25 protein-coding genes and 1 tRNA gene are annotated in these 24,559 nt (G+C 63.5%); 12 read left to right on the top strand and 14 right to left on the bottom strand.

Going from position 1 to position 24,559, the window contains the following annotated elements; all coding sequences use genetic code 11:
- Positions 1–29: 29 nt before the first annotated feature.
- Entirely contained in the window at positions 30–704 is a 675-nt protein-coding gene (locus VSX60_RS00830; protein ID WP_327622209.1) for an alpha/beta hydrolase, read from the bottom strand.
- Between the two features lie 192 nt (positions 705–896).
- Between VSX60_RS00830 and VSX60_RS00825 the strand changes: the two genes are divergently transcribed.
- The 10 genes from VSX60_RS00825 to VSX60_RS00780 all read left to right on the top strand — a co-directional run bounded on the left by VSX60_RS00825 (position 897) and on the right by VSX60_RS00780 (position 9,078).
- The gene (locus VSX60_RS00825; protein WP_327622208.1) at positions 897–2,087 is read left to right on the top strand and encodes a cysteine desulfurase family protein; all 1,191 of its coding nucleotides are present in this window, start codon (positions 897–899) and stop codon (positions 2,085–2,087) included.
- Positions 2,088–2,225: 138 nt separating this feature from the next.
- Entirely contained in the window at positions 2,226–3,755 is a 1,530-nt protein-coding gene (gene sufB / locus VSX60_RS00820) for a Fe-S cluster assembly protein SufB (protein ID WP_327622207.1), read from the top strand.
- A 14-nt stretch (positions 3,756–3,769) separates the two neighbouring features.
- Positions 3,770–3,970, top strand: a complete 201-nt coding sequence (locus tag VSX60_RS00815; protein WP_327622206.1) for a hypothetical protein — start codon at positions 3,770–3,772, stop codon at positions 3,968–3,970.
- 11 nt (positions 3,971–3,981) lie between these two features.
- Entirely contained in the window at positions 3,982–4,737 is a 756-nt protein-coding gene (sufC, locus tag VSX60_RS00810; protein ID WP_327622205.1) for a Fe-S cluster assembly ATPase SufC, read from the top strand.
- Positions 4,738–4,739: 2 nt separating this feature from the next.
- Positions 4,740–5,990, top strand: coding sequence for a Fe-S cluster assembly protein SufD (sufD, locus tag VSX60_RS00805; protein ID WP_327622204.1), 1,251 nt, complete (start codon positions 4,740–4,742; stop codon positions 5,988–5,990).
- Positions 5,991–6,085: 95 nt separating this feature from the next.
- The gene (locus VSX60_RS00800; RefSeq protein WP_327622203.1) at positions 6,086–7,336 is read left to right on the top strand and encodes a cysteine desulfurase; all 1,251 of its coding nucleotides are present in this window, start codon (positions 6,086–6,088) and stop codon (positions 7,334–7,336) included.
- Between the two features lie 23 nt (positions 7,337–7,359).
- A complete protein-coding gene (locus VSX60_RS00795; protein WP_442872889.1) occupies positions 7,360–7,776 on the top strand; it encodes an SUF system Fe-S cluster assembly protein in 417 nt (138 codons plus the stop codon).
- Positions 7,777–7,796: 20 nt separating this feature from the next.
- A complete protein-coding gene (locus VSX60_RS00790; protein ID WP_327622202.1) occupies positions 7,797–8,216 on the top strand; it encodes a VOC family protein in 420 nt (139 codons plus the stop codon).
- A gap of 121 nt (positions 8,217–8,337) precedes the next feature.
- A complete protein-coding gene (gene sufA, locus VSX60_RS00785; RefSeq protein ID WP_206454098.1) occupies positions 8,338–8,715 on the top strand; it encodes a Fe-S cluster assembly scaffold SufA in 378 nt (125 codons plus the stop codon).
- A gap of 6 nt (positions 8,716–8,721) precedes the next feature.
- Complete coding sequence (locus VSX60_RS00780) at positions 8,722–9,078, top strand: TfoX/Sxy family protein (RefSeq protein ID WP_327622201.1); 357 nt, start codon at positions 8,722–8,724, stop codon at positions 9,076–9,078.
- A gap of 22 nt (positions 9,079–9,100) precedes the next feature.
- Here VSX60_RS00780 and mazG read toward each other — a convergent pair whose 3' ends face one another.
- The 9 genes from mazG to VSX60_RS00735 form a co-directional block, all read right to left on the bottom strand.
- Positions 9,101–9,961, bottom strand: a complete 861-nt coding sequence (mazG, locus tag VSX60_RS00775; RefSeq protein WP_327622200.1) for a nucleoside triphosphate pyrophosphohydrolase — start codon at positions 9,959–9,961, stop codon at positions 9,101–9,103.
- Between the two features lie 253 nt (positions 9,962–10,214).
- Complete coding sequence (locus VSX60_RS00770; RefSeq protein ID WP_327622199.1) at positions 10,215–10,865, bottom strand: DUF3597 domain-containing protein; 651 nt, start codon at positions 10,863–10,865, stop codon at positions 10,215–10,217.
- Positions 10,866–11,097: 232 nt separating this feature from the next.
- Entirely contained in the window at positions 11,098–11,856 is a 759-nt protein-coding gene (locus tag VSX60_RS00765; protein ID WP_327622276.1) for an MBL fold metallo-hydrolase, read from the bottom strand.
- Positions 11,857–11,925: 69 nt separating this feature from the next.
- Positions 11,926–12,720: a TatD family hydrolase gene (locus VSX60_RS00760; protein ID WP_327622275.1), complete on the bottom strand. Its 795-nt coding sequence runs from the start codon at positions 12,718–12,720 to the stop codon at positions 11,926–11,928.
- Positions 12,721–12,722: 2 nt separating this feature from the next.
- A complete protein-coding gene (metG, locus tag VSX60_RS00755) occupies positions 12,723–14,267 on the bottom strand; it encodes a methionine--tRNA ligase (protein ID WP_327622198.1) in 1,545 nt (514 codons plus the stop codon).
- Between the two features lie 114 nt (positions 14,268–14,381).
- The gene (locus VSX60_RS00750; RefSeq protein ID WP_327622197.1) at positions 14,382–15,446 is read right to left on the bottom strand and encodes a DNA polymerase III subunit delta'; all 1,065 of its coding nucleotides are present in this window, start codon (positions 15,444–15,446) and stop codon (positions 14,382–14,384) included.
- Complete coding sequence (tmk, locus tag VSX60_RS00745; protein ID WP_327622196.1) at positions 15,443–16,126, bottom strand: dTMP kinase; 684 nt, start codon at positions 16,124–16,126, stop codon at positions 15,443–15,445. The genes VSX60_RS00750 and tmk overlap by 4 nt, the downstream gene beginning before the upstream one ends.
- Before the next feature lie 21 nt (positions 16,127–16,147).
- Entirely contained in the window at positions 16,148–17,344 is a 1,197-nt protein-coding gene (locus VSX60_RS00740) for a D-alanyl-D-alanine carboxypeptidase family protein (protein WP_327622195.1), read from the bottom strand.
- Between the two features lie 125 nt (positions 17,345–17,469).
- On the bottom strand, positions 17,470–18,594 hold the full coding sequence (locus VSX60_RS00735; RefSeq protein ID WP_327622194.1) for a septal ring lytic transglycosylase RlpA family protein: 1,125 nt from the start codon (positions 18,592–18,594) through the stop codon (positions 17,470–17,472).
- A gap of 551 nt (positions 18,595–19,145) precedes the next feature.
- Between VSX60_RS00735 and VSX60_RS00730 the strand changes: the two genes are divergently transcribed.
- Together VSX60_RS00730 and VSX60_RS00725 are read left to right on the top strand one after the other, a co-directional pair.
- Positions 19,146–19,235: transfer RNA gene (locus VSX60_RS00730), tRNA-Ser, on the top strand.
- 128 nt (positions 19,236–19,363) lie between these two features.
- The gene (locus VSX60_RS00725) at positions 19,364–20,692 is read left to right on the top strand and encodes a DUF6538 domain-containing protein (protein WP_327622193.1); all 1,329 of its coding nucleotides are present in this window, start codon (positions 19,364–19,366) and stop codon (positions 20,690–20,692) included.
- Between the two features lie 146 nt (positions 20,693–20,838).
- Here the strand turns inward: VSX60_RS00725 and VSX60_RS00720 are convergent, their stop codons facing one another.
- The 4 genes from VSX60_RS00720 to VSX60_RS00705 are packed head-to-tail and all read right to left on the bottom strand — an operon-like array spanning position 20,839 to position 24,557.
- Positions 20,839–21,168 carry a DUF2190 family protein gene (locus VSX60_RS00720; RefSeq protein WP_327622192.1) on the bottom strand — a complete coding sequence of 110 codons (330 nt, stop codon included), beginning with the start codon at positions 21,166–21,168 and terminating at the stop codon, positions 20,839–20,841.
- A 2-nt stretch (positions 21,169–21,170) separates the two neighbouring features.
- Positions 21,171–21,380, bottom strand: a complete 210-nt coding sequence (locus tag VSX60_RS00715; protein WP_327622191.1) for a phage head-tail joining protein — start codon at positions 21,378–21,380, stop codon at positions 21,171–21,173.
- 2 nt (positions 21,381–21,382) lie between these two features.
- On the bottom strand, positions 21,383–23,239 hold the full coding sequence (locus tag VSX60_RS00710) for a prohead protease/major capsid protein fusion protein (protein WP_327622190.1): 1,857 nt from the start codon (positions 23,237–23,239) through the stop codon (positions 21,383–21,385).
- Positions 23,226–24,557: a phage portal protein gene (locus tag VSX60_RS00705; protein ID WP_327622189.1), complete on the bottom strand. Its 1,332-nt coding sequence runs from the start codon at positions 24,555–24,557 to the stop codon at positions 23,226–23,228. Before VSX60_RS00705 ends, VSX60_RS00710 begins: the two co-directional genes overlap by 14 nt.
- Positions 24,558–24,559 lie beyond the last annotated feature (2 nt).

Below are 24,559 nucleotides of genomic sequence, written 5' to 3'. Positions count from 1 at the left end.
GGCAAGCCGCTTTGCACCGAGGTCATTGGCTATCTCAGCCGTTTGGGCCTCGGGTCTGACAATTCGCCGGCAAGCCGTCGATCGAGATAGTCGGCGCACTCGGCAAGCAGCTGGTCGGTATGTTCGGTGAAGAAGTGGTTCGCACCCTCCATCGTATTCTGGGTGATGACGATACCCTTTTGCGTCTTCAGCTTGTCGACGAGCGTCTGCACGTCCTTGGGCGGCGCCACGCGATCCTGATCGCCATGAATGATCAGGCCCGACGACGGGCAGGGCGCCAGGAACGAAAAATCGTAGGAGTTCGGCTGCGGGGCAATCGACAGGAAGCCTTCGATCTCGGGGCGACGCATCAAAAGCTGCATGCCGATCCAAGAACCGAAGGAATAGCCGGCCACCCAGCACTGCTTGGAATCGGGATGCAGGCTCTGCACCCAGTCGAGTGCCGAGGCGGCGTCCGAGAGTTCGCCGGCGCCATGATCGAATTCGCCTTGGCTGCGGCCAATGCTGCGGAAGTTAAAGCGTAGCGTCGTGAAACCACGTTCGACGAACATATAGAAAAGCTGATAAACGATCTGATTGTTCATCGTGCCGCCGAACCGCGGATGCGGATGCAGGACGATGGCGATCGGGGCGTTCTTCTCCTTGGCGGCCTGGTACCGGCCTTCCAGGCGGCCGGCAGGGCCATTGAAGATCACTTCGGGCATAATTGTCTTCCTTGGCGAGCAGGATTGCTCGGCGGGACGCTTCTTGACGAAGCCAAAGCGGCCTCGTAAGCTCTAGTTTAGAATGATTCAAAACTACCGGCCGGCGTTGAAGGCGTCTTTTAGTCCAAGCGCTGCGGAAAATTCAAGAATTTTGCGTCGACCGGCCACGAAATCGAACCGCTGCGAGAGCGAATGACCGCAAGCCAGCGACGCCTCTATCTGGATTACAACGCGACGGCGCCGCTGCTCGAGGAGGCACGGGACGCGCTCGTGTCGGCGCTCGACGCCGCCAATCCGTCGTCGGTCCATAGCGAGGGGCGCCACGCGCGTGCCCTGGTGGAGGAGGCGCGACGCTCGATCGCCCGCCTGTTGTCGTGCGATCCGGCCGACGTCGTCTTCACCAGCGGAGCGAGCGAGGCGGCCATGACAGCCCTCTCACAACGTTGGTTGATCGACGGTCGGGAGACGGAGATCAAAAAGCTCGCGGTCATCGACACCGATCACCCCTGCATTCGCGAAGGCGGCAGCTTCGCGGCGGATCACGTGACCCGTCTGCCGGTGGATGTGAATGGCATTGTGGACTGCGAGGCGCTTGCGGCCTGGGCCGCCGGGCTCGGCGAGGGCAATGTCGGCCTACTGGCGCTGACGCTGGCCAATTCCGAAACCGGCGTCCTGCAGCCCCTGGATCGTATCCACGCGGCGATCGTCGGTCGCCCGGTCCGGCTGGTGGTCGACGCCGTGCAGGCGATTGGCCGCATACCGCTCGACCTTGCCGAGACGGGAGCCGACGTGTTGCTGGTTTCCGGCCACAAGCTCGGCGCGGCCAAGGGCGTCGGCGCTTTTGTCCTTCGTCATTCCACGACGCGTCCGTTTCCGCTGGTGCGGGGTGGCGGACAGGAGTCGGGGCGGCGGGCCGGCACCGAATCGGTTCCGGCGATAGCAAGCTTCGGCGCGGCTGCCGACGTGGCTCGTGAACGTTTCGAGAGCATGCCGGACCGGCTTGTGACACTGCGCCACCATCTCGAAGCGGCCATCCGGAAAGCGCTTCCAGGTGTCGTCGTGCTCGGCGCGGACGCGGAACGGCTGCCAAATACGGTGGCGGTCGCGACTCTAGGGCTTCGCAGCGAAACGGCGCAGATGGCACTCGACATCGCCGGTATCGCGATATCGGCGGGATCGGCGTGTTCGTCGGGCAAGGTCGGCCGCAGCCACGTCGTTGCCGCGATGGCGGAAGCGGGACTGGCGATCTCGGCTGAGGAGGGAGCCATCCGCGTCAGTTTCGGTTATGAGACGAGCGCGGACGATCTCGACTGGTTCGTCAGCGAATATGCCGGATTGGCCAATCGCATCACGCACGCGCACCGACAAGATCACGCGGCATGAGGATTCAATCTTGCACTGCGGCTCCGGGAGCCTAAAAAGCAGGACGCCTCGTTGCTATGTTAAGGGCCGCGTCGATGATATCGCGGCCGCACACGCCCAACCACCGGACCTTGAATCCGGCGAGTATGGAGAATTGGAATGCCCGCAGTCCAGGAGACCATCGATCAGGTCCGAAAGATCGACGTCGATCAATACAAATACGGGTTCGAGACGCTCATCGAGATGGATGTCGCCCCGAAGGGCCTCACCGAAGACACGATCAAGCTGATCTCGGCCAAGAAGAACGAGCCGCAATGGATGCTCGACTGGCGTCTCCAGGCTTTCGAGCGCTGGAAGACGATGGAAAGCCCGAGCTGGGCGCGGCTCGAATATCCCGAGATCGATTTCCAGGACATTCACTATTACGCGGCGCCCAAGTCGATGTCCGGGCCGGCCTCGCTGGACGAGGTGGATCCGGAAATCCTGCGCACCTATGAAAAGCTGGGAATCCCTCTGCGCGAGCAGGAGATCCTGGCTGGCGTCGTGAAGACCGTGGAGCCATCGGAGTTCGACGAGAATTCGCTGATGCCGCCGGGCTCCAACGGCTCCTCGCGGGTCGCTGTCGACGCCGTGTTCGATTCGGTGTCGGTCGCCACGACCTTCAAGAAGGAGCTCCAGAAGGCCGGCGTGATCTTCATGCCAATCTCCGAGGCGATCCGCGAGCACCCCGATCTGGTGAAGAAATATCTCGGCACGGTGGTTCCGGTGTCCGATAATTTCTTCGCAACGATGAATTCGGCGGTCTTCACCGACGGGTCCTTCGTCTACATCCCCAAGGGCGTTCGCTGCCCGATGGAACTGTCGACTTATTTCCGGATCAACGAGAAGAACACCGGCCAGTTCGAGCGCACGCTGATCATCGCCGACGAAGGCTCCTACGTTTCCTATCTGGAAGGCTGCACGGCGCCCCAGCGCGACGAAAACCAGTTGCACGCCGCCGTGGTCGAACTGATCGCGCTGGACGACGCCGAGATCAAATATTCGACGGTCCAGAACTGGTATCCGGGCGACAAGGACGGCAAGGGCGGCATCTACAATTTCGTCACCAAGCGTGGCGATTGTCGCGGCAAGCGCTCGAAAATTTCGTGGACACAGGTCGAGACCGGCTCGGCGATCACCTGGAAATACCCGTCCTGCATCCTGCGCGGCGACCACTCGCAGGGCGAATTCTACTCGATCGCCGTCTCCAACGGTCGCCAGCAGATCGACAGCGGCACCAAGATGCTGCATCTCGGCAAGAACACCACCAGCCGGATCATCTCGAAGGGGATTTCCGCCGGGCGCTCGAACAACACCTATCGCGGCCAGGTTTCGGCCCACCGCAGGGCGGCCGACGCGCGCAACTTCACACAGTGCGACTCGCTTCTGATCGGCAACGAGTGCGGCGCGCACACGGTCCCTTATATCGAGACCAAGAACGCCACCGCGCAGTTTGAGCACGAGGCGACCACCTCGAAAATCTCCGACGACCAGCTGTTCTACTGCATGCAGCGGGGCATCCCGGAGGAAGAGGCCGTGGCGCTGATCGTCAACGGCTTCGTCCGGGACGTGATCCAGCAATTGCCGATGGAATTCGCCGTGGAGGCGCAGAAGCTGATCGGCATCAGCCTCGAGGGCTCGGTCGGATAATGTCGCGCCCCAACGTGCCGCAGGATGCCGCCCGCGACGAACGCCTGAGCGATATCGAAGACGAGATCGCGCAGGCCCGGGAGACGATCGGGATGGCGCAGGGAAATGCCACTGACTCGACCGTCGCCGACGCACTTGAAGCGCTTCAGAACGAGCGCGATCGTCTTCTGACAGAAATCCAATCGGCCGATGTCGCCGACAACACCGAACGTTGAAGAAAACACCGATGCTTGAAATCAAAAACCTTCATGCCCGCGTGGCGGACGACGAGACCGAAATCCTGCGTGGCGTCGACCTGACGGTCCAGGCCGGCGAGGTGGCCGCGATCATGGGGCCGAACGGCTCCGGCAAATCGACCCTGTCCTATATTCTCGCCGGCCGCAGCGATTACGAAGTGACCGAGGGCGACATCCTCTACAATGGCGAGTCGATCCTGGAGATGGACCCGGCCGAACGTGCCGCCGCGGGTGTTTTCCTCGCCTTCCAGTATCCGCTGGAAATTCCAGGCGTGGCGACGATGACGTTTCTCAAGACGGCGCTCAACTCCCAGCGCAAGGCGCGCGGCGAGGGCGAAATGACGACGCCGGACCTGATGCGACGGGTGAAGGCGGCGGCGGCCGATCTGAAGATCGACGCGGCCATGCTGAAGCGCCCGCTCAATGTCGGGTTTTCCGGCGGCGAGAAGAAGCGCGCCGAAATCCTGCAGATGGCGTTGCTGGAGCCCAAGCTCTGCGTCATGGACGAGACCGATTCCGGCCTCGACATCGACGCGCTGAAGATCGTCGCCGACGGGGTCAACGCGCTGCGTTCGCCGGAGCGGTCGTTCCTCGTGATCACCCACTATCAGCGGCTGCTCGACTACATCGTGCCGGACACGGTGCATGTCCTCTACAAGGGACGGATCATCAAGACCGGCAACAAGGAGTTGGCGCTGCAGCTTGAGAACGAGGGCTACAGCCAGATCATCGACGAGGCGGCGTGACGATGAATGTGCATCAGATGAATCCGCGGACGCCGGCGGAAACGGCGCTGATCGAGCGTGCCGAAAGCACCGGCGTTGTCGCCGACGCCAAGGATTCGGCGGTTGAGGCGCTGCGCCGCGATGGGCTGCCGAACCGGCGCGTCGAAGCCTGGCACTACACCGACCTGCGCTTGCTGATGAGCCGGCTGGAAGACAAGGGCACAGCAGCCGCAGGCCCGTCAGGCGAGGGGAGCACGCTGCTGGCGCCGCTGCTGCCGAACAGCCATGTCGTCGAGATCGGTGCGCCCGACAATGGCGCGGTGCCGGCGGGTGTCACGGTGTCGGCGATCACGGAAGCGGCGGATTGGAGCCGATCGCCGAACCACCTCGACCGGCCGGTCGATACGATCCGGCTTTTGAACGCGTCCTTCGGCGCGGCGGCCGTCGCCATCGAGATCGCGCCGAACACCAACGTGACAGCGCCGCTGGAACTGCGTTCCCAGGCGGGTGATCGCTCGCATGGCCTGGCGCGCTGCACCGTAGGCGCCGGCGCGAAAGCGGTGTTCGTCGAGCGGATCGAGGGAGCGGCGTCGCCGACGCCCTCGACCGGGGTCTCGCATCTGGCGATCGGCGAGGGCGCCGATGTGCTCTGGATCGTCGATCAGGCCAAGGGCGCGTCGGCCGCGCATCTCGGCCAGCTCAATGTCGAACTCGGCACCGATGCCTCGTTCCGGATGTTCGTCCTCAACACGGGCGGCGCGCTGGTGCGCTACGAGGTGCATGCCGAGACGATGGGCGAGGGCGGCGATATCAAGATCCGCGGCGTCAATCTCATCGAGAAAGGCCAGCATATCGACGTGACGACCACGTTGAGGCACACAGCTCCGCATACGACGGCGACCGAGACGTTCCGCAATGTCGTTACCGGCGGTCACGGCGTGTTCCAGGGTATGATCAAGGTGGCCAAGGAGGCGCAGAAGACCGACGCCAAGATGGCCTGCAACACGCTGCTCCTGTCGGACGACGGCGATTTCTCGGCGAAGCCCGAACTCGAAATCTTCGCCGACGACGTGCAGTGCGGCCACGGCGCGACCGCTGGCGAGATCAACGCAGACCATCTGTTCTACCTGATGTCGCGCGGCATTCCCGAACAGCCGGCCCGGGCGCTTCTGGTGAAGGCTTTCGTCGCCGAAATCGTCGAGGAGCTGGAGCATGAGGCCGCCGAAGATGCGCTGATGCAACGCATCGACACCTGGCTCGAACGGAGCCACTGATCGTCGCTGCTTTTTGATCCGGTCGCCATTGGGCGCCCTGATCAGATCCAGCCTAGTTTCGCGAGCCTCCGGGTTCGCCACGGGAGTCCGTTTCCATGAAGGCCGAAGCGACAGCCGCAGACATCGGGGGCTACGACGTCGAAGCCGTGCGCCAGGATTTTCCCATCCTGTCGAAACAGGTCTACGGCAAGCCGCTGGTCTATCTCGACAACGGTGCCTCGGCGCAGAAGCCGCGCGCCGTCCTTGACGCAATCCAGAAGGCCTATAGCGAAGACTATTCCAACGTCCATCGCGGGCTCCATTTCCTGTCGAACAAGGCGACGGAGGAATTCGAGGGTGCGCGGGACAAGGTGCGCGACTTCCTCCACGCCGCCAGCAGCGAGGAAATCGTCTTCACCCGCTCGGCCACCGAGGCGATCAACGTCGTCGCCTATGGCTACGGGATGAACGAGATCGGCGAGGGCGACGAGATCGTCCTGACCATCATGGAACACCACTCCAATATCGTTCCCTGGCACTTCATTCGCGAGAGGAATGGCGCCAAGCTCGTCTTCGTGCCGGTGGAAGACGACGGATCGATCGACATCGAGGCCTTTGAAAAGGCGATCACGCCACGCACCAAGCTGGTGGCGACGACCCATATGTCCAATGTGCTGGGCACGGTCGTCGACGTGAAGGCCGTGACCGCGCTCGCTCACGCCAAGGGCATTCCGGTTCTTGTCGACGGCAGCCAGGCCGCCGTCCACATGCCGGTCGACGTCCAGGACATCGGTTGCGACTTCTATGTCCTCACCGGTCACAAGCTCTATGGCCCGACCGGAATCGGGATTCTTTACGGTCGGCGCGATATGCTCGAGCGCACACGGCCGTTCAACGGCGGCGGCGAGATGATCGTCGAGGTCACCGAGGAAACCGTGACCTACAATGCGCCGCCGCACCGCTTCGAGGCCGGCACGCCACCGATCGTCCAGGCGATCGGGCTCGGCGCTGCGATCGACTACATGAACATGATCGGCCGCGATGCGATCGCGGCCCATGAGGAAAGCCTCAGGGACTACGCGCATGAGCGGCTGAAAGCAGTGAATTCGCTCCGAATCTACGGCGAAGCGCCGGGCAAGGGGGCGATCGTCTCCTTCGACCTGGAAGGCATCCACGCCCACGACGTGTCGATGGTGATCGACCGGGAGGGGGTTGCGGTCAGGGCCGGGACCCACTGCGCCCAGCCGCTCTTGAAGCGTTTCGGCGCGACCTCCACATGTCGGGCATCATTTGGTATGTACAACACACTGGCGGAAATCGACCGCCTCGCGGAAGCCCTCGAAAAAGCCAGACGCTTCTTTGCCTGACGACCGGGCCTGAGGATCAATTCATGACTGACGAAGCCGAGATCACGACGCCGGCGAACGATGATACTCCGGATGCAAACGGTGCGGTGGCCTCCGAGGACGCGGCGCCCGTGTCGGCGCTGCCCGCGGAGGAGTTGACGCGCCTCACCGACGACATCGTCGGCGCGCTGAAGACCGTCTACGACCCGGAGATTCCGGCCGACATCTATGAGCTCGGCCTGATTTACAAGATCGACATCGACGACGAGCGCAATGTCGATGTCGAAATGACGCTGACGGCGCCAGGCTGCCCCGTCGCCGGCGAAATGCCGATCTGGGTCGAGAACGCCGTTAACTCCGTCGCCGGCGTCGGGCAGGTCCGGGTCGATCTCGTCTTCGATCCGCCGTGGACGCCGGAGCGCATGAGCGAAGAGGCACAGGTCGCCGTCGGCTGGTTCTGATCGGCGACGCAGGCGTACCCATGGCTCCACCACTCGCCGGGCTTTTGGAAACCTGCCTTTATGTCGACGACATGGAACGGTCGCGCGACTTCTACCGCCGCGTTCTGGGCCTGTCGCCGCTGTTCGCGGAAGACCGTATCACCGTCTTCCGTTTGCCGGACGGGACGGTTCTTATCCTTTTCGCGCGCGGGTCGACGCTCGAAGTCGTGACGACGCCCGGCGGTACGATCCCGCCGCATGACGGCAGCGGGCCCATTCATTTCGCGTTGGCGATCCCGGAAGGCTCAGTCGACGAATGGCGCGATCATCTTGTCGCCTGCGGTGTAAGCGTCGAGAGCGAGGTCGAGTGGTCGAAGGGGCGGGGACACAGCCTGTATTTCCGTGATCCCGACGGCCATGCCGCGGAACTCGCCACCCGCGAGTTGTGGACGCGCTCTTGAGCGCCAGACAATCATACCCGGGCGAGAGGAGGACATTGTGTTCAGCTTGCGTAGTGTCGCCATACCGCCCATGTTTCGTGTAGAATCCGCAAGACCTTGGACAGCCGAAAAGGAAACCGCCATGGGCCGTTTCACCGTCATGAGCATGACCGACACCGCCGCCGACCGCGTCAAGGCGGTTCTGGCCACCAAAGGCGAGGATGCCCTTGGCCTTCGCGTTGGCATCAAGAAGGGCGGCTGCGCCGGCATGGAATATACGGTCGATCTGGCGACTGAAGCGAAACCGGGCGAAGACTCGATCGAAAAAGACGGCGCACGCGTTTTCATCGCCCCGGAGGCCGTCCTGTTCCTGCTTGGCACCGAGATGGACTACGAGGAGACCGTACTGCGCTCGGGCTTCACCTTCCGCAATCCCAATCAGACTTCGGCCTGCGGCTGTGGCGAGTCGGTCGAATTGAAGCAGGCGGATCTGGCTGCGCTTGCCGGCCACGCCGGCTAAAACCGGATGGACGAGGATTTCCTGCGGGACCTCTTCGTCTCGCTTGCTGATGTCCGCGTTCGCAGGATGTTCGGCGGGCAGGGGGTCTACTCCGGAGATCGGATCGTCGCCGTCGTGGTCCAGGGAGAACTCTATCTGAAGAGCGACGCGCTCAGTGGGCCCATTTACGAGGCAGCCGATCTGACGCGCTGGACCTATGCGCGCGAGGGCCGGGCGCCGACGCGCATGCCCTATTACCGCATGCCGGAGTCCGCACTCGATGATCAGGACGAGGCCGAAAATTGGATCGCCATCGCCGATGCTGCTTCACGTCGCGCCTCCCAGCAGTCGCGACGTCCAAATCGAGAAACCAAGGCAAAATAGAAGACATCCGTCGCCTGGCGCCTCAGTCTGGCGAAGGAGCCGATCGGCGCTTCGCCGCCACCCACAAGGCCTCCATCTCGTCGAGACTTGCCGAATGTAGCGATCGGTTGGTCGTTTCGAGCTGATCCTCGATAAAGCCGAACCGGTCCCGGAATTTGCGCACGCAGCGTCTTAACGCCAGCTCCGGGTCGATCTCGTGGAAGCGGGCGAGATTGACGACGCTGAACAAAAGGTCGCCGAGTTCCGCCTCGCTTGCATCTCGGTCATGGGCTGCGATCGCCTCGGCGAATTCGCCCAGTTCCTCGTCGATCTTCTCCAGGATTGGCTCCGGCCGGTCCCAGTCGAAGCCGGTGTCGGCTGCCTTCTTCTGCACCTTGAGCGCCAGCGTCAGCGCCGGAAACGCGGTGGGAATTCCGTCGAGATGCCGCGGCCGCTCGGCGCCGTTGGCTCCACTTGGTGAGCATGCGTCGCCGGCAAGTTTCGCCCGCAATGCTGCTCTCTCGGCCTTTTCCTCCGCCTTGATCTTTTCCCACTGGCCCTTGGCAGAGCGGGCAGAGCGCGCGACGGCGTCACCGAATACATGCGGATGCCGGCGGACCATCTTCCGCGTGATCGTCTCGACGACGTCGCCGAATTCAAACAGGCCTTGTTCCGCGGCGAGTTGGGCATGGTAGACGACCTGAAGCAAGAGGTCGCCCAATTCCTCACGCAAATCGGCCATGTCGTCGCGCTCGATCGCGTCAGACACTTCGTAGGCCTCCTCGACCGTATAGGGCGCAATCGTCGCGAAATTTTGCTCGATATCCCACGGACACCCGGTTTCTGGTTCGCGCAGAGCTGCCATGATTTCCACGAGACGGGCGACGTTTTTGGAGGGTGTCATGTGGTCGTCCTTGCGCGGGTTATGACGCTGCCGGGCCGATTGCACCCTCTTCGCCGGCTTGGCTTGTGAACAAGAGAAGCGGGCGGTCGGTACCTGCAGCCTGCGCTAACGCGAAGATATTCATGTGCAAGAACGCGGGTTTTATGAACGCCGCCCATCCAGCCCGCGAACAACGATTTGCGATGAAACTGCCCGCATCACACCACAAGGATCCGGGCGCCGCATCAAGCTGCCGCAGCGCCCGGACGGTTCATCAGTTGCGCAGGCTTTCGGGCACAACGCCGCCATTTTCCGCGAGTTTCTGCATCACCGCCTTATGAAGCGCAATGTTCTCCTCCGCGCTGCCATCTGGCCCTGCATGGACGTTCAATTCGTCGGCCAGTTCCTTGCGGGCAGCAAGGCTGGAATCCATGTCGAGAAGCTTGAGGAGGTCGACGATCGATGTCTGGTAATGGCCGCCGCCGCCCTTGTGCGAAGCCGCCATCTTGTCGAGAACCGCGCCGACGTCGACAGTTCGGGCCGGCGCCGCTTCTGACGATCCGCCGGTTGCCGGCGGCATGGACGTTGCCGGTTGCGCGGGTTTTGGCGACGTCACCTGAGCAGTCGCGGACGGTGATGCACCCTGATCGTTGCTTGCTGGCTTCTGGGGCGCGGGGCTCGCCGAAGGTGCTTTCGAGGAAGCAGGCGCCTCCGCCGCCTCTGCGGACCCTTGCCCGAAAATCTTGTTCATGATGTTGCCGAACATGCTCATTGTCGTCTCCTTGAAAGCGTGCGCATGCAAACCGGTGCGCGATCCGTGGAGGGTTAAGCCGTCTGCCCGCGAAAGGTTGCTCGCGGTGATGCACTTGGCTCCAGCACCAGGGATGACCATGCCAACCCTCATGCCCATCGAGAGACCGCTCATGTGTCAGTCGCGACGCACACCGACTGCAACAGGACGACGAGCAGGGCAGTGCGCATGGCCGGGATGTGTCGTCATCGACGTTCAACCTGTTCCGCCTGCCGCCAGCTCCTCTCACGTCATTAAGTGGCATAAGATATATTATGGAACTAAATAGGCCGGCGATGGCTGCTGGCGTAACGGTGGCGGACACTCCACCGCCGGATGACGGGATCGGTCCCGATCGATACAGACCTCAGTCCAGCGGGAATTCGATCGTCAGGCCGTCATATCCCGGCCGCACATGCGCCGGCAGTTCGGCGCAGAGCGTGTCGTAGTCGAGCGGCGTGTTCATGTGTGTCAGCGTCGCGCCGTCGACATGGAAGCGGTCGATCCATGCGAGCGCCTGGGCGACGGTCAGATGGCTCGGATGCGGTTTGTATTGGAGCGCATCGATGACGACGTGCCGGGCGCCGTCGATCGCGGCGATTGCTTCATTGGGGAAATCGCTGACGTCGCTGCAATAAGCGATGGGTCCGACTCGGAAGCCGAGCGAATGAATCGCGCCATGCTCCTGCCGAAACGGCGTCAGCGAGAGCAATCCGCCAGGTCCGGCGATCTCGAAACTCTGCCCGGCAGTGATGGCGACGTGCCGGGCGACCGGCGGATAGTTGCTGCCCGGCGGCGTCTCGAAACAATAGCGAAACGCCTCGAGCACGCGATCGTGGGTCGCGGCGTCGGCATGGACCGGTATCCGTGTCTGCTGTGCGAGCATATAGCCGCGCAGATCGTCGATGCCGTGAATATGGTCGGCGTGTGAGTGCGTCAGCGCGACGGCGTCGAGGCGCGTCACGGATGCACTGAGCATTTGCTGGTGAAAATCCGGTCCGCAATCGATGGCGACCACGGTTCGACCGGCGGCGCCAATTCGTTCGATGAGAGCGGCGCTGCGGGTGCGTCGATTCCTGGGGTTTGCCGGATCGCAGACGCCCCAATCACCATTGATCCGGGGCACCCCCGGCGAGGAAGCGCATCCCAGAATCGTCAATCGCAGCGTATCGCTCACTAAGCAGTCCTCCACCGCTCAGCCGCCGCGCGGATCGGGAATTTTCGTGAACAAGGCAAGGAAGTTGTTCGACGTTTGTTGCGCGATTTCGCCGAGATCAACGCCCTTGGTTTCGGCTAGAACCTCTGCTGTGTGACGCACGTAAGCCGGCTCGTTTCGCTTGCCACGATACGGCGGCGGCGCGAGATATGGCGCGTCCGTCTCGACGAGCAACCGGCTCATCGGCACATCGGCGGCGATGGCGCGGATCTCCTCGGATTTCTTGAACGCCAGAATTCCGGAAAACGACACATAGCCGCCGAGCGCGATCCCGGCCTCGGCGAGGCCGCGGCCGGAGGAGAAACAGTGGAGAATGAACGGGAAGGCCCCCTTCCCGCTTTCGTCTTCCAGAATTCGGATCATATCGGCGTCAGCGTCGCGCGAATGGATGACGAGCGGCAAACCCGTTTCGCGCGCCGCTTCGATATGGCGCCGAAAGACAGTCTCCTGGATGTCTCGCGGGGCTTTGTCGTAGAAGTAATCGAGGCCGGCTTCGCCGATGGCGACGATCTTTTCGTCCTGGCTCAGCCGCACCAAGTCCGCCACGGGCGTATCTGGCTCCGTCGCTGCATTGTGTGGATGGGTTCCCACCGAGGCGAAGATTTCCGCGTGCGCACGGGTCAACTGTTTCAATCGCTCGATCCGGGCCACATGGGTCGAGATCGTCACGAACAGACCAACCCCTTCAGCCTTTGCACGACTGAGCAATTCGACGTGCTCACCCTCGAAATCAGGGAAATCGAGGTGGCAATGGCTGTCGACCAGAAACGGCATCGTCACGCGGGCGTCTCCGCCTCGACAAAACGCGGAAATACCGGTTGCGGCGCCGGAAGTGATTGGCCGGGCACCAAGGCGACGTCCGGCGTCAGGTCGGTGAAGCTTCGTTCGTCGTCGGCCACGCCGAGTGTGTCGAGCAGCTTGGCGGCGCTCTCCGGCACGAAGGGCTGCAGCAGGATTGCCACCCGCCGGATCACCTCGGCGGTGACATAGAGGACAGTCTCCATGCGCGCCGGGTCGCTCTTGCGCAGCGCCCAGGGTTCTTGCCCTGCGAAATATCGGTTCGCCTCGCTGACGACCGCAATGATCGCGGCAAGGACCGCGTGGAGTTCCTGCCGGTCGATCGCCTCGCGCGCCTTTGGCAACAGGTTGCTCGCGGCCGACAGGATGGCGTCGTCGGCTTCGCTCAACGGACCTGGCGTCGGCACCGCGCCGGAGCAGTGCTTGGCGACCATCGACAGCGAGCGCTGGGCCAGATTGCCCAGATCGTTGGCGAGCTCGGAATTCGTTCGGTTGACGATGGCGTCATGCGAGTAATTTCCGTCCTGGCCGAACGGCACCTCGCGCAAGAGGAAATAGCGCAGCCGATCAAGGCCGTAGACGTCGATCAGGGCGAACGGGTCGATGACGTTGCCGACCGATTTCGACATTTTCTCACCGCGGTTGAACAGAAAGCCGTGGGCAAAGACGCGACGCGGCAGCGGTATCCCGGCCGACATCAGAAAGGCCGGCCAATAGACCGCGTGAAACCGCACGATGTCCTTGCCGATCACATGCAGATCGGCGGGCCAGAAGGATGTCCGCTCCCCCTCGCCCGGAAATCCCGTCGCCGTCAGATAGTTCGTCAGCGCGTCGACCCACACATACATGACGTGCTTTTCGTCGTCCGGCACCGGAATGCCCCAATCGAAGGTCGTCCGGGAAACCGACAGATCCTTCAGGCCGGAACGAACGAAGGAGACGACCTCATTGCGCCGCTCAGCCGGGCCGATGAAGTCGGGATTGGCCTCGTAGTGCGCCAGAAGACGGGCTTGGAAATTCGAGAGCCGGAAGAAATAGCTTTCCTCCTCCACCCACTCGACCGGCGAGCCTTGCGGACCGCGACGCTGGCCGTCCTCGCCGACGGTGGTCTCGTCGGCGCCGTAATAGGCCTCGTCGCGCACCGAATACCAGCCGGAATAGGCGCCTTTGTAAATGTCGCCAGCGGCCGCCATCTTCGTCCAGATCGCCTGGCTCGCAGCGACATGCCGCTTTTCGCTGGTGCGGATGAAGTCGTCGTTTGTGCCGCCGAGCGCTTTGGCCATGCGCTCGAACTCAGCGGAATTGCGCTCGGCCAGTTCGTTCGGCGCCAGCCCCTGGTCGCGCGCGCTCTGCAGCATCTTGATGCCGTGTTCGTCCGTGCCGGTCAGGAAAAACACCTCGTAGCCGTCGAGCCGCTTGAAGCGCGCCAGCGCGTCGGTCGCGATCAGCTCGTACGCGTGGCCGATATGCGGGCGACCGTTCGGATAGGAGATCGCGGTGGTCAGGTAGAAGCGTTCGGCCATCGGGGCTTTCGTCAAATCCGGTGCGGGAAGCAATGTCGTACCCGCGACATAGAGCATTGCGCTAAACGGCTCAATCGGCGCCGTTGCCGGTTCGGCGCGGGCACAGGGGGCGTGTCAGGCGGCCCGGTGCCGCGCCCGCCGGTGATAGAACCCGTCGAACAGTGTGAGGAGAGCCTGCTTTCGGTCCAGATTATAGGCTGCGGCTTCCCGAAGCCGCGTGGTTTCGTCCTGCCACAGCGAGGCCAACGCCGCCGCGCCCTCCCCGTCGCCGGCCCGTAGGCATGTCTCGCTGGCTTCGGCGATCGCGGAGAGCAGCGCCGCGACAAGCAGCTCATAGGCCGATTCCCGCCCCTTGAGCGTCAAGGCGTCGGCCAGGGAATGGATAGCGTTCCAATCAGGCCTGTCGGCCTGGAGCAATTGGTCCAGGGTGCTGCGAATCTCTATCCCGCCGTGAGCGATCAGCGAGATGGCCTCGCGGACGCTGCCCTCGGCAATCCGTGCCGCGGCACGAATTTCCTCCGCGTCGGCGCTCGGCAGGCAATGGGCGAGGGTCGCCGCGAGGTCGTCCTCATCCAGCGGCTTGAACTGCAACAGCCGGCAACGAGAGCGGATCGTCGGAAGCAACCGGCCGGGGGTGTGGTTGGTGATCAGAAACAGCGACCGCGGCGGGGGCTCCTCCAAGATCTTCAAAAGCGCATTGGCCGCGCTGCGGTTCATGTCGTCGGCCGGGTCGATCAACGCGATCCGCCAATTGGAACCCGATGCCGTCGCATGAAAGAAGCGGTTGAGCTTGCGGACCTCGTCGACGGTGATCTGCGTCCTGAAGCCCGTACCCTTTTCGACTGGCGGCCGCGCGACGTGGATCAGGTTCGGATGCGTCCCGAAGGCGATTTGACGGACAGTCGCGTCGTCTGGCGAGAATACCGGCGTTGCCGCCTCCGGTTCGTCCGGCCGCGGCCCCGCCAGTAGATGCCGCGCGAAGGCGAAGGCCGTCGTGGCCTTGCCGATGCCGCGCGGCCCCTGGAAAAGCCATGCATGATGAAGACGTCCGCTAGCCCCGGCCGCAACGAGTTCCCGCCATTCGTTCTCATGGCCCGACAGCGTGAGTGTCGCCGGCGGCGCCGGTACGCCGTCGAGATCGTCGTGGGCTTCCGGCGTTTCGAGCGGCAGGTCGTTCATGACGTTCCCTGCCTCGCGTTGAGAGATTGGCAAATTGCCTCGAATCGCGCCGCTTCTAGCCGATCATCGACGATGCCGGCGATTTCCGCGGCGACCACATCCTCCGCCCGTGTCCCATCGACGACGACGCAGCGATCCGGCTCTTCGGCGGCAATCTTGAGGAAGGCCTGCCGCCGTCTCTCGTGCAGGGCCTCGCCTTCCTTCTCGAACCGGTCGGCCGTGCCGCCTTTTCGTCGTTCACGGGCGCGCTCCGCCCCGATGCCGGCCGGGACATCGAGGATGATCGTCAGATTTGGGTATAGCCCCGCGGTCGCGGCCTGCTCGAGGCGTTTCATCAGATCACGGTCGAGGGAGGCGTCCAGGAATTGATAGACACGGGTGGAATCGTGAAACCGATCGCACAGAACGACCTCGCCGCGCTGGATCGCCGGACGTATCACGGCCGCCACATGATCGGCGCGCGCCGCGGCGAACAGAATGGCCTCTACCTCCGGCCCAAGTTCCTCGGCCGCGCCCGACAGGATGACGTGCCGGATCGCATCGGCGCCGGGCGAACCGCCGGGTTCGCGTGTGGTCACCACGATACGGCCCTGGGCTTCCAGGTGGCGGGCAAGACGGGCGATTTGCGTCGTCTTGCCGCTGCCCTCGCCGCCTTCGAATGTGATGAAAAAACTGGTCAATGGGCGTCCGAATCTCGCAGATCAAAAGGCGCGGAGCCAGCCGACGGCCAGTTCCTTGACCGCTCCCATCGCGCGGTCCGCGAAGTCCCCGGCGAAGACGGAAGCGCCAGCATAAAGAGCTTGGGTCATCACTATGTCCTCATCGACGCGGATTTCCAGCGAAGCAACCCTGTCACCTTCATTGATTGGCGGGATCAGCGGCCCATTGTAGCGGATCTGGGCCGAGACGCGGTCCTGAGCATCGACCGGAACCAATAGCTTGACGGGTTGGCGGACGGCCAGCGGGACGCTGCCCGAACTGCCGCCAAAGACGCTTGCGGTGCCAATGCTCGCGCCGCTCTCGAACAGGATGCGGGGCTCGAAGGCCTCCTCGGCAAAGGTCAACAGACGGCGGGCCTCATCGGCGCGCTCCTTGGACTTCTCGAGGCCGCTCATCGCCAGAAAGGTCACCCGGCCGTCCATCTGCGTCACACCGACCAGGGCATAACCCGACGCTTCCGTATAGCCGGTTCCCATGCCGTCGGCACCGAGTTCCATCGCCAGAAGCGGATTGCGATTGCGCTGGAAAATCCCGTTCCATTCGAAGGCGGGCTCGGCATAGATCTTGTACAACTCGGGATATGTTGCGCGGATATAGCGCGCTAAAGTCAGCAGATCGCGCACCGTGACTTCTTGGCCGTCAGCCGGGAGCCCGGTCGGATTGACGAAACGCGAGGCGGTCATTCCCAATTCACGGGCGCGCTCGTTCATCCTCTGTGCAAAAGCCTCCTCTGAGCCGTCCATCCCCTCAGCAATGGCGATCGCCGCGTCGTTCGCCGACTGGACGATGGTGCCGCGGATCAACGCCTCGACCGGAACGCGGGAATTCAGCTTGGCGAACATGGTGGAGGAGCCCGACGGAGCGCCGCCGGTCCGCCAGGCGTGTTCGCTGATCGGAAATTCCGTATCCATGCGCAACTCGCCGGCGCGCAATGCCGCGAATACGATCTCCATCGTCATCATCTTGGCGAGAGAGGCAGGGGGAAATGGCGCGTCGGGATCTTTCTGGAAAAGCACCGTCCCGGTTTCGCCGTCGACCAGGAGCGCTTGCTTCGCCGCCGTTTCGATCCGCGACGCCGTAGCAGGTTCCTGCGAAAATGTCGGATTCGACGCGACCACCGCCGCCAGAATACCTGCCGCGAACAGGACACGCGTCTTGAGGAAACCTGCTCGACTCATGGACACCATCTTTCCCGGAAGGCCCGTTGCGAACGCGCGCTGATGCCGTTCTTGACCCCAAACTAGGCTATCGGGTGTTTCGATCGCAAGAATTGGCGTCAGATGGTTGCGGAAGCCGGTCGAAATCAGTTCCGAACGACGAAGGCTTCGTCGGCGCCAGCCTGCCACAGCGCGAGAAGCACCGCGTCGACATCCTCGCCCCGAGCGACGGCGAGGCTCGCCGAGATCAGACCGGCCTCCGGTCCGGCTTCTTCAATCAGATCGCCCTTCCCATTGACGAGGAAACGAACACGTTCGGCCACCGCTTCGTCGATCAGGCCAATTGCGATCCGCTCAGCTGAAGCGCCGCGGGCGCCAAACGCCCTGAGAGCACGGGGTGCTCCCGACGCTCGTGACTCAGATGCATAGGACGAGCTGAAGGCCGGCGATGTCGGGACCGGCACTGACTGTCCGACAGACGGGACTGGTGTCCAGAGATCCCGCGCCAGATGGTCGAGCGGTCGAACCCCAGGCAACTCTGGTTTCGCCGCGTCGTATGCGACATGCGCGAGGCCGTTCCTGCCCGAGATTGGCTGGTCTGCCGCCGCCACCATGACGGCCTCGGCGCCGGAGGAATTCCATTCCCCACCGCGCTCGAAGCTGGCCATCAGCATTTGGGTGTCATCGCCTTCGAGCGGCGCCCGGCCGATATATTCCACCTTCACATTGGCCGTGCCGGCGGTCTTGAAGTCGAGGAGGTCGGCGGCCTGCGAGGACACATCAATCTCGCGGCCGTGGGCATAAGGCCCTCGGTCGTTGACCCGCACCATCACCCGGTTTCCGTTCGTCAGATTGGTGACCATCGCATAGGACGGCAGCGGAAAGGTCTTATGGGCGGCCGACAACCCGTACATGTCGTAGATTTCGCCATTGGCGGTCAGGCGGCCGTGGAAGTTCGGTCCATACCAGGAGGAGATGCCGGTGTTCACATAACCCGGCTCATCCTTGGGATAATACCATTGGCCGCGCACCTTGTAGGGCTTGCCGACCTGGGAGCGGCCGCCGCCCTTGCGGATGTTTTTCGAGGTCGTCACCCGCGGACTGGCTGGAACACCAAAGGTCTTGGAATCGAACTTCACGGTCGTACTGATGTCGGCCATCTCTTGGACCGGCGATCGCGCGCCCTGGCAACCCGATACCAGAAGTCCAACCGAGACGAGCATACCCGTCAGGATCGCGCTCCGTTTCATATCCGCAATGGCATAGCCCATGCGGCACCCCCTCTTCCATGCATCTGTCAACGCGGGTGCGAACAGACGCTCCCCAGCGCGGCGCACCCATGCAGACAAAGACTTAACAACCGCCGAACACGCGAATCAACGCATTCCGGCCGAACGATCCTGGCATCGCCGCCATGCCGCGAACCTGACCTGCCGGGGTCAGGGAGTCGCGCAACGGTTACGACGACAGCAAGTTGGAGGCGAATGGCCCTGTGTCGGCGTCCGCGGCCCCGGTCATGAAGGAGGTAAGGCACTGTCGGGAAAGCCGGAAATTCTGTGCGATGGCCACGCCTTTCTCGAGCGGGGACGTAGGAAATCGGCAACTCGCCTCAGCCTTCGCCTTACATCCGCCAAAATTCCGCCACGCTTTCGCCTCTTCGTCAATTTTGTCACGATTTGTTTCAATCACCGCACAAATCCGTGAATCGCCCCGGCGACGAACGTCCATCCGGCTGGCGCAGGCCGTCCCGTGCGGACCGATATGCATTCCTGCGCCGACTCGCCTTGCCTCCCGTCGCCATCGCCATTAAGCGGGCGGAGCGGGATGGGTGGCCGAGCGGTTGAAGGCACCGGTCTTGAAAACCGGCAGGCGGGAGACCGTCTCGTGGGTTCGAATCCCACCCCATCCGCCATTATCATGCCCCACGCGATACTCATAATCCATTGATATTACTGAAGAAATCGCGATTTCCGATTTTCGTCTGGCCTCGCATTGGCAACCTATGCTATACATTTTGCTGTGCATTTTGCGGGCAAGATCATGAACATCACCAAACGCGGCAGCACCTATCATCTCGTCCGGCGCGTGCCCAAGCGTTACGGCAGCGTCGAGCCGCGCGGGACCATCTGGATAAGCCTGCACACCGATTCCGAGAACGAGGCCAAACGCAAGGCCCCGGTCGCGTGGAGCCTCATGGAAGCCGCGTGGGAGGCCCGTCTTGCCGGCGAGGTAGACGACGCCGAACGGCGCTATGAGGCCGCGCGCAATCTCGCCGCCATGCGCGGCTTCCGCTACCTGCCCGTCGAGAAGGTCGCCGCCCTGCCACGGCAGGAACGGCTTGAACGCTTGGAAGCGGTCATGCGCAACGGCGAGCCGGACCGGATCGAAGCGGCCGCCATCCTCGGCGGGGTCACCCCGCCGCCGATCACCGTCAACCGGGCGCTGGAAATGTTCTGGACGCTCGCCAGGGACCGCACCCTCGGCAAAAGCGAAGACCAGCTTCGGCGATGGAAGAATCCGCGCATCAAGGCCGTGCGCAATTTCGTGGAGGTCGTCGGCGACAAGGCCATAGACCAGATCACGCCCGACGACGTGCTCGAATTTCGCCAGTGGTGGGTCGAACGGGTCGAGACCGAAGGCAAGACACCCAACAGCGCCAACAAGGACTTCACGCATCTCGCCGACACGTTGCGGACGGTCAACCGAATGAAGCGGCTGGGGCTGGTCCTGCCCTTCACCGACGTCGCCCTGAAGGAAGGCGAGAAGCGGGTACGGCCGCCCTTCTCGACGGAATGGATCGAGACCAAATTGCTTGCGCCCGGCGTGCTCGACGGACTCAACACGGAAGCGCGCTGCATCGTCCTCGGCATGGTCAACACCGGTTATCGCCCCAGCGAGGCGGCCGGCCTGTTGCCGGAGCATATCCGGCTCGACGGCACCGTGCCCTATGTCTCTATCGAACCGGTCGGACGGCAGCTGAAGAACGCCACGAGCAAGCGGCTTATCCCGCTGGCGGGCGTGTCGCTCGACGCCTTCCGGCAATGCCCCGATGGGTTCCCCGCCTATCGGGGCAAGGACAAGATCAGCGACACCGTGAACAAGTTCCTGCGCGAGAACGGGTTGCTCGAAACGCCTGCCCATAGCCTCTATGGGCTCCGGCACGCGTTCGAAGACCGGATGATCGCCGCCCGCGTTGACGAGCGCGTGCGGCGCGACCTGTTCGGTCATGCCTACAATCGCGAGCGCTACGGCAAGGGGGCTGATCTCAAGCATCTTCACGAGGTCGTTTCGAGCGTCGCCTTATGCGCGCGTTCCAGCGCTTCCAGTTCTTCCAAATCGCGTTCGAACGCTCGGAAGATCGGAAGATAGACCGGGTTTTCGCGCACGAGTTTTGCCGCTGCGGCATGGGCTTTGCGCACCCTCGCCAACATATCCATGACCGAACCTTTGGTTACGGTCCCATGCGCTGAGTTATGGGCGAGCGGAGAGGTCAGGAATCCACTTGCCCGGTTGGATCAGAACGCGCCGTTGAGACGCACGCTGGTCGTGCCGGACGGGTTGACCGCCGTTGCGACGCTCACGCCGATCTTCGTGTTGCCGGTCGCCGTGATAGTGACGAGCTTCGCGGCGTCATCCCAGTAGACGGGCGTGCCGACCGCCATGGCGTCGAGCGCGACTTTGGGCAGGACGAACACGCCCTCGGTCACAAGATCGACTTCAGCGCCGATCGCGGCGTCGCCAGCGGCCACGCCGAAGATAGAGCCAACCAAAGCCCCGTCGCCGCTCGACAGGGCGTAGGGCGCGGGAAGGGTCAAATTCTCGCCCTTCTGCACATAGTTCTTCATGATCAAAGTCCTTTCGAAGTTTTGAAGAGGATGGTGGAAGGCCGCTTGCCTGCAATCGCCGCGTCGGCGGCCGCGAGCGCGGCGGCCATTTCCCGATCGGAGCGGTATTCCACCTCTTCGCCGTTCTGATCGCGGACACGCCGCACACCTTGAAGTCGAGCTTCGAAAAGAGCGTCGCGCCATGCGACCAGATCGGCGAGGGAGACGGCCATGCTTACGCGCCCGGATTGAGATAGGCACCGCGCCAATCAACCGCGCCGGCCCCGAAATCGAGCACCACGCGGAATTCCACTCCCAGCGTATTCCAGCCCTCACGCGACGCCATCTGGGGCCCCTGCGCCGACGACAGATACGCGTATTCGAGGGTCGGAAGGACCGCCGGGTCTGCGAAGACGTACCAGGACGAATCGACGATCCGGGGTTCGACCAAAAGCGACAACCGGCCAGCGAACGGGTTCGCGTCGCCGAAGGTCGTGGCGTAGATCGTTGCCAAGACCTGTTCGGCCGCCGTCTCAAGCGCCGGCCCGACAAGCAGGAACTTCGGCGTCGCGTTGATCGGCGTGTTGCCATCCAGCGCCTTCATTCCGCGCATGGCGAGGCGAGCGTCGGACAGGGCCGCCACGTCCACCGCGCCGCCGGGCGCGGCAAGGTTGCCATGGGCAGCGCTGAAGAGGTTTGCGCCGTCCTCGCCCATGGCGGGATTCGCGAGCAGCTTAGTGACCAGAAGGTTCGCTTCGGTCTCCGCCGCCATGCGGCCGGCCGTGGCTCCCCAGTCCCGGAACGCGCCAAGGTCGTTGTTGATCAGCGCTTTCCGGGAAATCGCGAACTGCGTCGCGTGCGTTTCGAGCGCATACGACTCAGCCGCCTCGCCGCGAGACGTGTGGGTGATTTCGCCCGATTCGCTCACGCGCTCAAGCAGGCCGATGTCGGACAGCTTGAGTTTCGTGCCAGGCCGGAAATCCGAAAGCGTCGTCTGGCGGGCGAGCGTCGTCTTGATCGGCGAGGCGGCCGCCTGATAGCTCGCCATCAGCGTGCGGTTGCCCGTGCCGGTCAAAAGCTGGGGGAAGTCGCTGGTCGTGTGCATCGCTGCGCGAAAGAGCGAGTCGGCGTCCATGCCGCGCGTAGAGATGCCAGCGGTTTCGACACACGCCCGCGCCATGTCGCGAAGGGTTTCGGCCATGAACGGCCGGGCTTCGTCGGTCGGCGCGGTGCCGGAAACGCGGGCGTAGAGCGCATCGGCGCGCCGGGTGCGCATGACGGCCGGGTCTTCGCTGGATGGGCTCACGACGCGGATGCGCGGCGTGTTGCGCGTGCGGGTCTGCATCGCCTGAAAAGCTTCCGCACGCGCTTCGGTGATCGACAAATCGCGGTCGATCATATCGTCCGCCTGGTCGGTCGTCATGCCGGCGGAGCGGGCAATCTGGCGGATGGCGGCGCGGTTTTCGGCCGGGGTGTCTTCGACGGTCTCGATGATGTCTTCGTCTTCCATGTTCTCACTCCGAAAGGTTGCTCCGGGATCGGCCGGGACCGGCACGGCGGAAACTTCAAAGATCGACCACGCCGCCGCCGTGCGGACGCGGACCTTGTTTTCGATGGAGTCGGCCCAGCGTTGGACGCGGTAGCCGACAGAGACGCCGCGAATGATGCCCTGCCGAATGCGCTCGATGATGGGCTTCACATCGTCGGACTGAAGCAGGCGGATCGTGGCAATGAGCGCGTTGCCGGCCATGCGATAGGCGGTCACGACACCAATGGTGTCGCGGGCGCTCGCCTGCCGATGGCCGTCCAGGACGGGCGCGCCGACAAGCCGCGTCGCGTCGAGCCCGGCCGGGTCCAGCCGCTCGACGTACCCGCCGCGATGGTCGCGACGGTTCACATCTGAAAACGTCGAGATGGTCGCTTCGACGGTCAACGCCGCTTCGTCGAACGAGTCGGGCGAGATGACCGCGCGGCGCGTCATGACGTCCTGCGATTCCAACGGCAGGTTTCCGTGGCGAAGAATGACCGGCTCGCAATAAACGTCGTCATACTTGCGGCGGCGCGCGGGCGCGGCTTTCCTAACTCCCGGCATTTGAGGGCTCCTTTTCGGCGGCGATCTCTTCGTCCAGTTGTTCGATGGACCAGCCGCGTTCGGCGACGGCCTTGCGGCGGCTGGTAAGCCCGGCCTCGATTTCGGCGACGGTCGCTTGCGTGTCCTTCAGCGGGTCGACCTGCATGGGCTTGGGCGGCAACCATTCGACCGCCAGCCATTCCGGGCCGAAGTCGTCGAGTTCGCCGGAAAGGCCCGCATAGGTGACGACGCGCCGCCACACGGGCGCGAGGAACTGCGGAACGAAAGTGCCGTATTGGATTTGCTCGACGCGCTGGCGGAATGGCAGAAGCCCGGCGCGCAAGGAACTGTAGTTCGCGCCGGTCAAGTCGCCGTCGACAAAGTGCGTCGGCAGGCCGAGACCGGCGGCGAGCTGCCGCAGCTGCGCCTTCACAAATTCGGTCGTTTGCTGGGCCTGCTGCGGCGTCGAAAACTTCACGTCAACGCCCGTCGGCAACCGTTTCAACGTACCCGGCTCAAGTCCGGTTTCGAGGATTCCGCCCTCGCCGGTGCCGTCATACGCCTCCCCGGTGCCGTTCTGATCGACCAGAAACCCCGCGTGCATGGCGGCGATCTTGACGCCCATGAGCAGCGCGTCGGTAAGCTGGTCCAATTCGCTGGCGGGTAAGATGACGGGCGTGAGCCAGGAGACGCCCCTAACCTGTCCGGCCGCCAGCGGACGCATGATGTGAAGGATTTCCGAAGCGTCGATCCGCACCGGTGGCGCGTAAGTGGCGAACTGATCGTGGGGGCGCGATGGTAGGACGTGGTACGCGACCCGCCGCCCGTCGGTGTCGAACTCGACGCCCTGCACGATCACGCCGCCGTTGCCGAGTTCACGCGTCATCGACTCGTCGACCAGCTCCGGCGGGATTAGCCGGAGTCGAACGCCGTCTGAATCGAGAAACTGGACGAAGGCTTCGCCGTCCACGACAAGGCCGCGCGCGACATCCGCCTGGAGGCCCCAAAAGGTCGTGCGTGCGTCCGCGTCCGCCACTTCGGCCCAGGTGTTGAAAAGTTTCGCCAACACCCGGCGAGCGCTGGCGTCGGGATGCTGACTGGTCGGCACGATGCCGGGGCCGACCAGCGCGCCGGTCCAGTTGGCGACAGCGTTGGAAAGCAGTGGATTGTTCGCGGCGAGGTAGCGGGCGCGACCGCGAAGGCTCGCCCCAGCGGCGGCGACCTCGGGATTGATCGCGCCAAAATTGCCCATGCCCCAACCGCGCCGGCCGCCCGCCGCGCCATCGAACCGGCGGACGTGCTGCGGCCGCGTCGTGCGGCGGAAAAGGCGGTCGAGCAAGC

The organism is Aurantimonas sp. A3-2-R12, from assembly GCF_036016755.1.
Taxonomy (GTDB): Bacteria; Pseudomonadota; Alphaproteobacteria; order Rhizobiales; family Rhizobiaceae; genus Aurantimonas; species Aurantimonas coralicida_A.
The sequence above is the reverse complement of the archived record's forward strand: the minus strand, read 5'-3'. Positions and strand labels throughout refer to the sequence as shown.